Annotated in this window: 12 protein-coding genes and 1 other annotated feature; of the genes, 4 read left to right on the forward strand and 8 right to left on the reverse strand. The window is 32.7% G+C overall.

Annotation, left to right across the window (positions count from 1 at the left end):
• The 4 genes from ACFX4R_RS29025 to ACFX4R_RS29040 form a co-directional block, all read left to right on the forward strand.
• Positions 1-137, forward strand: a 137-nt coding sequence (locus ACFX4R_RS29025; RefSeq protein ID WP_377571668.1) for an FbpB family small basic protein, incomplete at its 5' end; no start/stop codon positions are given.
• Positions 138-275: 138 nt separating this feature from the next.
• Positions 276-458: a hypothetical protein gene (locus ACFX4R_RS29030; RefSeq protein ID WP_025751379.1), complete on the forward strand. Its 183-nt coding sequence runs from the start codon at positions 276-278 to the stop codon at positions 456-458.
• Between the two features lie 1734 nt (positions 459-2192).
• Positions 2193-2633, forward strand: a complete 441-nt coding sequence (locus ACFX4R_RS29035; protein WP_025751378.1) for an aspartyl-phosphate phosphatase Spo0E family protein — start codon at positions 2193-2195, stop codon at positions 2631-2633.
• A gap of 356 nt (positions 2634-2989) precedes the next feature.
• Entirely contained in the window at positions 2990-3487 is a 498-nt protein-coding gene (locus ACFX4R_RS29040; RefSeq protein ID WP_035335339.1) for a hypothetical protein, read from the forward strand.
• A gap of 164 nt (positions 3488-3651) precedes the next feature.
• Here ACFX4R_RS29040 and ACFX4R_RS29045 read toward each other — a convergent pair whose 3' ends face one another.
• The 8 genes from ACFX4R_RS29045 to ACFX4R_RS29080 form a co-directional block, all read right to left on the reverse strand.
• A complete protein-coding gene (locus ACFX4R_RS29045; protein WP_165574700.1) occupies positions 3652-4461 on the reverse strand; it encodes a class I SAM-dependent methyltransferase in 810 nt (269 codons plus the stop codon).
• A gap of 259 nt (positions 4462-4720) precedes the next feature.
• Positions 4721-6289 carry a 2-isopropylmalate synthase gene (locus ACFX4R_RS29050; RefSeq protein ID WP_377571664.1) on the reverse strand — a complete coding sequence of 523 codons (1569 nt, stop codon included), beginning with the start codon at positions 6287-6289 and terminating at the stop codon, positions 4721-4723.
• Between the two features lie 57 nt (positions 6290-6346).
• Positions 6347-6590 (reverse strand) — a binding site (T-box leader).
• 554 nt (positions 6591-7144) lie between these two features.
• Positions 7145-8761, reverse strand: coding sequence for an FAD-dependent monooxygenase (locus tag ACFX4R_RS29055; RefSeq protein WP_322552711.1), 1617 nt, complete (start codon positions 8759-8761; stop codon positions 7145-7147).
• 610 nt (positions 8762-9371) lie between these two features.
• On the reverse strand, positions 9372-9803 hold the full coding sequence (locus ACFX4R_RS29060; RefSeq protein ID WP_318331331.1) for a VOC family protein: 432 nt from the start codon (positions 9801-9803) through the stop codon (positions 9372-9374).
• 388 nt (positions 9804-10191) lie between these two features.
• Complete coding sequence (locus tag ACFX4R_RS29065) at positions 10192-11046, reverse strand: ergot alkaloid biosynthesis protein (RefSeq protein ID WP_322552712.1); 855 nt, start codon at positions 11044-11046, stop codon at positions 10192-10194.
• Positions 11047-11084: 38 nt separating this feature from the next.
• Positions 11085-11558, reverse strand: coding sequence for a nuclear transport factor 2 family protein (locus ACFX4R_RS29070; protein ID WP_322552713.1), 474 nt, complete (start codon positions 11556-11558; stop codon positions 11085-11087).
• Positions 11559-11717: 159 nt separating this feature from the next.
• Positions 11718-12302 (reverse strand): TetR/AcrR family transcriptional regulator, encoded by a 585-nt coding sequence (locus tag ACFX4R_RS29075; protein ID WP_322552714.1) that lies wholly within the window; start codon positions 12300-12302, stop codon positions 11718-11720.
• A 210-nt stretch (positions 12303-12512) separates the two neighbouring features.
• Positions 12513-12881, reverse strand: coding sequence for a DUF5412 family protein (locus ACFX4R_RS29080; RefSeq protein WP_322552715.1), 369 nt, complete (start codon positions 12879-12881; stop codon positions 12513-12515).
• Between the last annotated feature and the right edge of the window lie 276 nt (positions 12882-13157).

The following is a 13157-nucleotide window of genomic DNA, read 5'->3' on the forward strand; positions in this document are numbered from 1 at the left end:
GAAAGTTAAAACCCTCTTTTCAAAACCTAGTCAATGAAAACAGACATAAAATACTAGAAGATAAAAAGGTCATGGAAAAGATTGAAGAAAAAATTGAAGCTCGCCAGGAGCAGGCTATAAAGATGAAAATGAAATAAGAGTAGAATAAAAACATCCTATCTAAACGGATGTTTTTTTGTATTGTGCTGCTGTTGCATTTCTAGGTAAATGGCTTTTTACAGGATATTTCATCTGCTATGTCGAATCTAGCAAGTCATAAGAAAGGGGCTGTTAATATGAATTCAAAAGAACAAAAGAGGTTGGCAACTACTAGAGAACAAATGGAGAATGCTAAAGAACAAACTGATTTATCTTCTGAATTAGAACAGGACTTAGAGAACTTAGGATTGCAACGACGAATGAAACAATTAGAGTTAGAAAGCAAGTACCTAAAAAACCAGAACGATGAACTACTTTAATTCACAGCACCCGTTCAGGGGTGCTTTTTCAACATTTTAGTACTTTTGCCTCAGAACCACCTATCTATGATTAAGACTTTCTCCCAGAGCAAACAAATAAAAAAGATGGTTTACTCTCTTTTTATCTAATTCAGTTCTATCTATGTATGTATGTTTTATGATGAGATTCCATTAATCGCTATTTACTTTAAATCAACATGTTTCATTTCCAAAATAAATCTTTGATGGTCCAGATTACTTGATCTACAAAAGTTAATTCACGCTTATATCTCTTCCATTCCTTCTCATAATTAACCTCAATATAACATCCAAAGAAAAGAGCTAATCGTCTAGTTGAAATATCTTTATAATGGCTTCTTTATGCATCTTCATAAATTATAGTATTAAGACACAACAAAATTTGACAAAATAAAAAACTTAACCTTATTCTATACTTAAAGATAAACTCAAGGAGTTGAGTTATAGCATAAATGGATAACATGCAGCGCTTTATAGAGTTAGTTTTACAGTTTGAACAATCCTTAAATAGAAAGCTAACTAATCAAGAAAAGGAATTCCTGATGTGGGTTGTAAAAAAGGAAAAACAGATAGAAGCGTAATTCTGAATTAATTACTCCTATCTGTTTTAGTAATGAAGGGTAGAGCCCTTCTTTTCAATTCTTCTTCGAGAATAAGAATGTTTGATCATTTAATTTCTCCTGTACCTGTACAAACCCTCCCGTAACAAGTAGCTTTAAATGTGTTGTATTATTTTCTATCCCAAAAGCTTTACATAATTCATATTGAATTTTCACACATCCCAATTTGTCTAATTCCCTTACAATACCTGTTCTTTTTATTTTATCTGAATTAAAACCTTTGTTCCACTCGGCAATTGATCGACTTGATAAGATATCAAAGAACCTGCGCTCCGATTATCAGCAGGATTACCATACTCAATTTCTGCACCTGTTCCTCCTTCATCACAAAATGTCATTGAAAATTCATCTCTATCATAACCTTACTTAGTAGGAAGCCTCTTTAAAGATTGGCTTCTGTTCTCTTCTGCCCCATAAGGATTAATTGTACAAATAGCTGACTTACCTTTATTAATGGTATGTTCAATATGTGCTGCAGTTTTAGAGTATTTATCAGTCGGAAAATAAATCACTTTATCTATCATAGGATGTGTTACTCTCTTGTGATGAAGAGAATAAATCCTTTAAGTCAATGTTTTCTACGTCAGTCACATAAGCTAAAATCAACAAAATAAAAATAATCCAGTATATGATTTTTTTCAATCTTCTCAACTCCTTCACTAAAAACAGTATTATGAGAAACGCTCAGAATTGCAATGAATGGACAATGACCCGCGAAATAAAGGATATTTTCTTCTGGTAGCTTCTCAGTAACAACACTTCAACACTTATGCACCAGAATCCCCTTAACTATGTATAGTTAATTTATGATTAAGGTTGTCCAATATAGATAGTCCCAAAAAGTACACCTTTTAGACTGTGAAAAAATGACTTGAAAAACAGCTATCCCATTCGAAAAAGTATACTTTTTCGAATGGGATAGCTCATTAATGTCTATAATTTTTGTATTTTATTGTAATTTTTTGATATCTTTTGTAGAAACCGTTTTCATTCTATCTTATATTGCTCATAATATTTTTTATTGGCTCTATCTTTTTATTATAGACCTACTAAATTTCCTAGAAACTGAAAAATTGCGATGAGGTGAGAAAAAGCTATGTCAATGGTAATCAATTCAGTAGGTCAAATAAAGGACTTACGAAAGTGTATTGCAAAAAAAAGGAAAGAATTAATTGATCTAGGTAATAATTATGGACTTTTAGATAAAAAAACAATTAAGTGTAGTCAAGATTTGGACAAGCTTATAAATTTGCATATGAAATCTTATTCTAGTTCAACTAACATGTTTTTAGATTACGGAGGAGATCTACCTAGAACGAGACACTCGTATGGTAATCGTAAAGGTAGTGATTTTAAATATGAGGTAAAAGCCGTTGAGCTTGCAAGAAGTAATATTCGTTTTTGTTCTGCCCAGTTGATTGCTCATTCAAATCTAGCAACATTTGGAGTATGTACTGCTTTAGTTCTAGTTGGTAATGGAACTAAAGCAGGTTTTGTTACCCTTCAAAATTTACGAAAGTTAACAACTCATTCGTGAAAATCTATCTTTTCTAACGCTTTAAACTAAATGTATAAATACTTAAAAAACATCGGATTAGAAAAAACTGATGTTTTTTTAAGCACTTTAAAATTAGAAACTGATACTAATTTAACTTTTCCTAATGAATCTTATTCCTTGATTTCATATGTACCATTGTTATATAACCACAAAACAGTATAATTTTTTTCTTTGAATATGACGTTACAACCAACCTTCATTAATTATCCTACCAAGCGCAAGGTTTTCTAAATAATTCTTTAAGGATACTGATTCATCAGTTTCCTTTTTTATTTTGAGAAAACAGGGAATCTTTTAAGACTCGTCGTATTCATATAGATAAAGAGGTGGTTGAATTGAAACAATTAATTATCAATAATGTTGAATTTAACGTTGAAAATTTCGAAGAAAAAACAATTACACATTCCACTACAGGTGAGCAGCTAAAAAAGATTGGTTTTGCGTTTTCGATTATAGGAAAAAAAGATTATAACTTATATGACTTATTTTTCGAGAGCCCCGATTTTGAACTTACTATTGTTGATACAAATGAGAAACTTAAAATGAAAAATATTTCACACAGTACTTTTTATCAAGCAGCAGAGATAACAGATGACACAAAAATCGTATTTAGAATTAAGTTACAACAAGAACCAGCCAAAGAAAAAGAACTTACAAAAGATCAGAAGTTGATGGTTAATGCCGTAAATGAGGTTGTTTTATCTAGAGTAAGATTTAAAGCTTTAGAAGAAATACTAGAAGAAAAAGGATTAATCAAAGGTGATGAATTATTTGATAAGATTGAAAAAGTAGCTAAAAGAGATTTTGACAAGTTAAAGAAAGAATTACTTTAGGGTAAAGAAGAAATAAATACGTAAAAGTACTCCTATTTTATCAAGGTACTTATTTATTTTTCCATAAAGATCATTTTCGTATATTATTTCCGAGAAATAGATTTTATAGGTAGCTAAAACCTCCAATCTATTAATATAAATTGGAGGTTTTATGAGAGATACATTTACAAAGTTCTTACACCCTCTACAGCTAACATATACATTGTTAAAGATTGAGCCTCTTTAGTCATCCATTCGCGATATTCTTTTTCCGCCGTTATATATTCTATTTCAGTAATATACCCATCCCTTTCCATTTGAATTCCTCTACTTGAAGCAGTATCTGCCCATATCCCAATATTTGTATTAAAATTAGAATCTGTTCGGTTAGATACCTCGTGTTGAGGGGTTATAATGATGTCTTGAATACCAATTTCCCGAAACATATTAGTAAGGTCATCAGCAATTGCATTATTCATACCTGCGTCAGAACGCCATTTCAAATATGTAGAATAGAAAGAAGTCATACTTGAAGGAGGGGCCGGTTCCCATGATATCTTTTCATGATTATAGTCTACGACCAAAATACGACCACCAATTTTGGCAGCAGATTTCATCATTTGCAATGCTTTCAAAGGGTCGGACAGCCATATTAACACCCTAGCACAGGTAACAATATCAAATTCTCCTTCATAGGTAAGATTAAAGATATCACCTGTTTCAAAAGTTAATCCTGGAGTTTTACCATGATTTTGACGAGCTTTTTCGATTAGATTGGGATTGCTATCGATTCCTACGACCCACCCCTTTGGACCTAATGATTCTGCTATTCCACGTGTAATTGCTCCTGTTCCACATCCTAAATCAAGAACCTTCATACCTTCCTTAAGTATACTTGCAAGCCTTTTATGGGAGTATGTTAGTGACCGGGAATCTAATACGTTTGTTAACTTCCCTGCTAATTCAGCCCGATTGCGGGCAATATTCCCTTCCATATGGTAGACCTCCTAATTAATAAATCCCTACTTTTTCTTAAAGGCGACAATTCGAATTCGTTTATATTCAGCTACCCATATACCATCTTTATATAGATTGGTATTTATTTTATTTTTCCACTTAGAAACTCAGGAAAAATCATCTGCAAAACTATCTAACCAATAATTTAATCCCTTTTCTCCTTCTGTTAACGATGTAAGTCGACCGAAGTAATTACCCAAACAAACTAAGCACATTCCCTTAAATATTACCTTTTATCTATTCAATCGGAAGTAAAGTATCAACCACAATACTGTTTACAGCATTGATATACGCAAATGCACTTGCTTTCATAATATCCGTATCTGTTGCTTTGGCAACATACTTTTCTCCTCTGTATTCCACTTGAATCTTCACTTTCCCTAATGCTTCCTTACCTCTTGATACACTGCTAATATTATATTCAATCAATTTAATATCTAAATCACTAATTTCTGTAATAGCAGAATACAAAGCATCAATCGGGCCAGACCCGACTGCACTGTTTTTCAATATTTGATCGCCCTTTTTAATCTTCACACTTGCAGACGGGAAATTTGTATTACTAATCACTTGCAAGTCCATTAGTTCATAAAAGTGATCGCTATAATGCGTCATATCCTGATTATGAATATCATTTTTTGTATAATAGTTCTCAACGATGACATATAAATCATGATTATATACTTCCTTTTTTGCATCTGCCAATTCAAGAAAATCTTCAAATACCCCTTCAAATTGTATATTAGTCATCTCATTAAAACCTAATGACTCAAGCGCGTTTTTTACCGCATGACGTCCAGAACGGGCGGTTAAAACAAGTTCCATATCATCTAAACCAACTTCAATTGGACTAATGATTTCGTAAGCATCTCTTGCTTTTAATAAACCGTCTTGGTGTATACCTGAAGAATGAGCAAAAGCATTATCACCTGTAATGGCTTTATTTACTTGTACTTCAAGTCCCATTAAACTACTTACCAACCTAGATGTATTCATGATTTCTTTTGTATTAATATTTGTGTACGCGTTATAAACTGATGAACGCGTATTAATTGCCATAACAACCTCTTCTAGTGCAGCATTACCTGCACGTTCACCAATGCCATTTATCGTACATTCAACCTTATCTGCCCCATTTTTTATTGCAGCTAACGTATTCGCTGTTGCCATACCAAGATCATTATGACAATGGACACTTAAAAGCACTTTATCATTCAAATTTTTCAAGCGATCATTTATTTTAAAGATTAGTTCACCAAACTCTTCCGGCTCGGCATAGCCAACTGTATCGGGTACATTAATAATGGTAGCCCCTGCCTTTACAACGGCTTCAATCGTTGCCCATAAATATTCAAAATCGGAGCGAGACGCATCCTCCGTTGAATATTGTACATCTGGTAAAAATGTTTTTGCATATTTTACTGCATCAACGCCGAGATCTAAAATTTGACTTTTCGATTTCCCAAACTTCTTTTCCACATGAATGTCTGAAGCGCCTAAAACTATATGGATTAACGGTTTTTTAGCATATTTCACACTATTATAAACAGCATCAATATCAGCCTTTACTGCTCTTGCTAACGCTGTGATGATCATGTCTTCTGTATTTCCTATTTTCATAGCAATTTCTTTCACAGCATTAAAATCACCAGCTGAAGACGAAGGAAAACCAGCTTCGATAATATCAACTTTCATCTTCTTTAGTTGCTGCGCTACTTCTAGTTTTTCATACAGATTCAGCTTAGCCCCTGGAACTTGCTCACCATCTCTTAAAGTCGTATCAAACATCCAAATTTTTCTCGTCATTTCGGAAACACTCCTTTGTCATATTAATGTATAAAAAAAGCCCCGCCTCTATAAAAATATAGAGACGAGGCGTTGCTCGCGGTACCACTCTAATTGATTAATCATTACATAATTAACCCACTCATTTTCGGCAGCTATCACCACCTATCTTCATAACGGTAGAAAACCGACATCCCCTACTTATAATGTTCAGGGAGTAGCTCTTGGATGAGTTCAAAGGTAATAACTACCGATTCTCACCAACCACCGGCTCTCTGACAAGTTTATATATCCTTCTAATATTTCCAATCTTTGCTTATTATTATTTGATTACATGCAATATTATATCTATCTAATCGATTTGTCAACAAAATTTTTTGAATATAAAATTTATTGGGAATATAAAAAATATCTATTTTGCAAGTTATTAATTTGCACATAAACATCCACTATTCTTGAGTAATGTTTAAAGTATTTTCTTAAAAAGATTTTTGTATATTACTTATATTGGAGAAAAATGATCCATTTGTCGTCAGTAAGAGTAACTAATAAAACTATTATTTTAATAATGTAGTTTATACATTTACTTCTATATATAAATGGTTTTATTTTCTTATTTTTGATTTAATATATTTTATTAAAAGTATAATAAAGTTAAGTGTTTTTAAATTTAATGTTAATTCATAGTTAATATAACAATTGCTTAAAAGGGAAGAGGTAGAACATGTTATCTGTCTGCAATATCTGATATTGATACTTTGTGATTTTTATGAAAACTCACTCAAAAGGCATACGTTTTAACACGTATGCCTTTTAAGATGTTATATTATTTAATTTTTAACTAATTTTAAGTCAGAAGCATGCGTATCAGTTTATTTACGATAGTATGCTATTCATGACCTTCTTAAGAATTAGATGAGGATTTGATTCCTCCTCTTTTGTACGCCATGCTACAAAACCGTCTGGTCTTATCAATACAGCTCCTTGAGAGGTAACATCGTACACTGCTTCCCAGCTATTCTCACACTCAACACAATCTCCTTGTAAACTGATACTATAAACATTAATAGGAACACCTAAGTGAGAAGATACATTCCGGGCAGCAGTGCGCCAAAGGCTATTATCTTTTCCCGTAAATAAGATGAAATTTTCACCTATTAGATCTAAGGTAGATATACGCTTACCTTGGTACTTCAACCACATATGTGGAGCACGAGTACCTGGTCTTCCGTTTAGTTCTAATTGATCCATTCTATGTGGTGTATCGGAGTTTTCCTCAATAATTGCTGTTGAGTTATATTTATACCCTACAGTAACTGCAGTATGGTCCATACTATTGAGGGTGCTTACACCTTTCTTTATAACACTAAATAACAAATCACTGGCATATTTTGTTGTTAATTCTACAGCATAGTGTCTCTCATCATGATAAGTTTGGAGCAATCGTGGATGAGCTTGTTTGTGTATCACTGCAGCCAGCTTCCAAGCTAAATTATGAGCATCCTGAATACCTGTATTCGAACCAAATCCTCCGGTAGGTGGCATAAGATGAGCTGCGTCGCCAATTAGAAAGACTCGATTGTCTTGAAAACGAGTAGCTGTCTGTTCTGCAGCTGCCCACGGTAAAATACTGAAGATGACAATATCAAGATTTGAAACTCCTATAGCTTTTTTTATAATCTCACAGCATCGCTCTTCAGAAAAATCTTCTGGACTTTCTCCATTTGAGGGATTATAGGCCACGTGGTAAATCCATTCATCACGATTGTTAACGGTGATGAGCGCGCCAAATACTTCTGGGTTTAGGATTTGAATCCAGCCAAACTGGCTAGGTTTTAGAAAGCGACTTAGATCAGCCTGAAAATAGATGTTAATATAATGTCCGCCGATGACTCCTCTTCCTGTAGTTGGAATTTTTGTATATTGACGAATTGTGCTTTTAGCACCGTCTGCTGCAACTAAATAATCACTTCGAATTTTTTCTTTCGTTCCTGTCTCTCGATTTATAATAGTGGCTGTTACTCCTAAATCGTCTTGTTGATACTTTATAAGTTCAGTATTATAGCGTATATGCCCTTTTCCTTCTTTAGCAGTTTGAAGAAGGATAGGTTCTAGTTCAGTTTGATAACAAGATGCTGGCTTTGAAGGGCTCACCTTTTCAAAATTTTCTATTCTCTCTTTCTCAAGAGCTTTTTGGGAGTTCTCCGCCGTTTCTAATTTCTCAGGGTCTATGCTTTTGATTGTCTCTACAGCAATCCTTCCACGAATATTATCTAATGGTTCGCTAGCAGTCCGGATAGCTGCCTCTAATCCAAGTTGTCGAAATATTTCCATCGTACGAAATGTAATCCCTCCAGCTTTTGGATGGATAGCTGTACCAGTGTGTTTTTCAATTAGTAAATAATCAACGTTATGGCGTGCCAAAAATAGAGCAGAGGTAAGTCCACTAAGACCTCCACCTACTATTAAAACAGGAACATGTTTGTGTATCATAGAAATTTTCCTTTCAATTTTAAATGTACCCATGGGTCTTACTGAATTCAGTAATCAAACTATAACCTAAAAAAAAATGAAATTGTAGACTGTTTTTAGGTTATGTTTTATAATGATAATAGAGTACGCCCCAAATGAGGGGCGTTTTTTTTCTATAACTTTTTAAAGGAATACTCATTAATATTAATGGAAACAACAGACACTTCCTGACTTTATACATGTGTTCTATTCTGTATTATCTTACTGTCTGTGTCCTTATATTTTATACATGTTCAGTTCTCATAATGGATTTTATCGGTATGAAATAGAAAAGAAACCTTTTAGTTTTAATATAAAGTAACCGTTTTCATTTTTTGCTTTCTCAAAACGATTTGATAGGTTATAATAAATATCTACAAAAATATTAAATGATATGTAAGTAACAAGCAATTACACCCTTAATATTTAGCTAAAAGAAAAGCCCACCTCTGACAAATCAGGTGGGTTTTTCTTTTTTTTGATGTATGTGATGCATATCCTTGGTTAACATAAAACACATTCCGGAACTCAGCCAAGAAAAGCTTAAACGAGAAGAACTCTTGAAATAATAAAAATACCAGCTTTTTATTAATTACTCATTATCAGTAGCTTGTGTGGAAATTTGCCAAGTAACACCGAATTTATCTGTTACTTGTCCATATGATGGGCTCCAAAAAGTTTCTTGAAGTGGCATTCCTACTTGACCACCTTCTTTTAGTTTTTCGAACACTTCTTTTGATTTTTCTATACTGTCTATGGCGATAGCTACCGTTACTTGTGATCCAATTTGGTATGGTTGACCTGGGAATGTGTCAGAAAGCATCAAATCATTATCACCCACTTTTAAGTGCGCATTCATTACACGGTCTATTGCTTCTATAGGAGTAGGGAATTCTGGATTTCCGGGCATTTCTCCGAACGTTTGAACTCCAATAACTTTGGCATCCAATGCTTTTTCGTAAAATTTAACAGCTTCTTGTCCATTACCGTTCATAACTAAATAAGGATAAATTCCTAAAACCATTGAAAACACCTCTTTTAAAATTTTAGTTAGACTTTAACAAATCACAGTTACATAAAAAAAGAAATCATGTTTGATTTAGTCATAACTCTCACTACGTATCTATACAACAAATTCATTGGGTTATCCTGCAGCGTTAGTTGATTAAGAAAAAAAGATACACGTACATCTGAAAACATAGATTTCTATGTACACCATATAAAAACCTAGTTACCATAAAACGGATTATCGTTAGTTTATATTATCAATCAACAAAAAGATACAGCTTAGTGTTAAATGATTTTCTAATTGTTTTATTTTCATTTATATCTTATTTTCCAGACTGATTAGTCCAATATATATATATGAAAGACTATTGAGTCTAGAAAACTAAACTTTATTCATTTAATCATTATCTCTGCTTCCAGAAATGAGCGTTTATAGTCGCAAATTCAATTAATGAACGTGGCTTTCTACCGGTTATACGCTCTACAGTGTCAGCAGTACGATTCTCTGCACCTTTTTGAATTGCTTTATCTAACCCTACCATAAATTCAGCATATTCTTTGCTCATTCCAACTTCGACCATTCTATCTTTTAAAATAGAAGTGGAAATAGGAACATGATGGATCGATTCTCTTATTACAGAACCAATAATGCTTGCTGCTTCAGTATAACTTAATGCCTCTGGACCTGTAATAAGATGATTAGTATTGTGAGGAATCTCGTCAATCAGTGCATGTACTCCAACTTCAGCAATATCATCTGCATCTACAAAACCTACTTTTCCATCTTCTGTAGCTGTAACAATTTCTTTATTTTCTTTAATAGTATAGCCGTGTTGAATACCAATAAAATTTTGCATAAAGTAGGATGGTTGTAGCACAGCCCACTCCGGAGCTTTTTCTCTTACAGCTTGATGGATCTTTCCAAATACAGGACCTCCTTCATTAATCAACGAAGAGCTTAGCAAAACAATCCTTTTTACACCCTTTTTTAAGGCTAGTTCTATAAACGGTAAGACGATAGGAGATGGATCCATTACACCTACAGGTGCTACAAGGTACAATTTCTTTATATTTTCTAGTGCAAGGTTATGTGTTGCCTCATCATACCAATCAAAATACACGTGGTCTACTTCAGTTCCCAAAGTATTTTTGCGACTTGCTATCCGAGGTTTATAACCACATTCTATTAGTTTTTTTGCAATGCGACTTCCAGTTGTACCTGTTCCACCTGTTATTAGTATTTGGTTTTGTATGTTCATGTAAATCTCTCCTTTTTTCTTATAATACAAATATTTTTTTACTGGTTAAGAGTATGTGAATTGTTCAGAAAATCGATCTTATTTCCTCCGAAAGATTCTATTGCTACTAAGGGGTTCCAATAATCTTTGTAGTGACTAATTTTTCCGTTATTTATTTCAATTACGCTAATATAAGTTTGCTTATAAGGCAATCCAGTATGAACAACCTGGCCTTCACATTTAAACTCAGCAATTAAGATATTTGAGTTTAAAATGTGATGAATTTGAGGGGGAGTAAACCTAAATAAATTAATTTTTTCAGGGAAATCTTTTATATACTCATAGATATTTGCTTTACCCTCTATTTTCTCTGGAAAGTCTGGAAGGGCAAAAGGAAATTCAAAGACAGCATGTTCATCCCATAGAGAAATCCATTTATCCATATCTTTTTCCAACATAAATGTTAAAAACTGCTCAAGAATTTGTTCAGCATCTCTCTTATTGGTACTAGTTACATTTGAATTATTAGTCATAGTAGACACCTCGTTTATTATTTTATTTGAAATTTTTGTACTACATTTGCTACTTTTTTGGACTGAACAGTCCGAAAAGTATAAAAAAATATTATTTTATAGGCAAAGTTCTATTATTTCCTTGCCTATAAAATTTACTAAGTTTAAAAAATTTCTTACTTAATCAATAATTGAGAGACTAATACGAACCACATCTTGGAGCGATCTAAGATCTGGCGTTAATTTAGCTACAAAGGTAAGAGACAATCTCGCTTGATTTAAATAACGAGCAAGGCTTAAAAGATCTTTGTGATGGTCTTTTAATTCATTTTGGTTTTTAGCACGCACAAGCGCTCGATAAAAAGCTGTTTCAAGTTCCTGGTTTTTCTGATGAAAATACCGGGCAATCTCTTCGTTATGTGGCATCTGTTCAACTGCACTGTTAATGATATAACACATTTTTGCTCGTTCAGGATCTTGAAGAGCATTTATACCTTCTTGAAATATTTCATGAATGGCTTCCTTTACAGAAGGAGAGTTATCAAGGTGTTTAATCACGAGCGCATTTTTTTCATCAACATAATGTTTAACAGCCAAGTAAAAAAGATCTTTCTTTGTACCATAGGTATCATATAAACTTTGGCGTGCAATTCCTAAATGTTTAAGTAAGTCTTGAAGAGATGTACCTTCAAAACCTTTTTCTCCAAAGATCTCCATCGCTTTATGAAGGACTAGTACTGTATCAAATTCTTTATTTCTTCCCAAATTATTTCCACCTTTTGGATAAAATAATAACCTTTTCGGACTGAATAGTCAAGAATTAAAATACAATTATTTTCCTGCGCTTTTTTGCGATAGGATTTAAGTTTTTTCTAGTTTTAGCTTAACAATATATAAAAATAAAGTTAACATAATCAACATTATTGGTATTAAAAAACATAAAAGCCCTTTAAAAGGCTTTTATGTTTGACTCATTTATTCAGTATCATATCTAAAATCAAACGTATCTTTCTTTACATTTAGTACATGACCACTAATATTAACGGTATCATGATTGATCCACTTTACTTTAGCTTTTTCCTGAGGGTAATTCCAATAAATATTTTTAGTTTTGTTAAAGATCTTATTATTGTATGTAACTTCTCCTCTTATCGCAAAGCCTGTGGTTGCTCCACCACTTGATTGATATACTTTTACTGTGTAGTTTCCATTTGGTGAAGTACTTTGAGAAATATAGTCACCTGAAGGTAAATGCTGCGGGTTAAAAAATAGTTGCCATATAGTAAAACCTATAATAAATACTGATACTAATGCACCCAAAATAATAATATATACTTTTTTCATGTTCTATCTCCAATTTGTCCTAAATATAAAATCCCTCTAAACAACTTATATAATAATAAATCAAAAATAGTAAAATCTGAATATTATATTTAGAATTAGTGACACTTAACATAATGGATTTTATCGGAATACGCAATTAAAGAAAAAGCTCTATTATTAGATTATCGAATAAGAAAAGGGATAAATTATAACAGATTTATTAGAGGGAATTTCAAACTAATAAATTCAAGTGAAGTTTGTTATTGGAAGTGTGATACATTAAATAAGAGACAAGAA

This window comes from Priestia sp. YIM B13490 (assembly GCF_042787735.1).
GTDB lineage: Bacteria > Bacillota > Bacilli > Bacillales > Bacillaceae_H > Priestia > Priestia megaterium.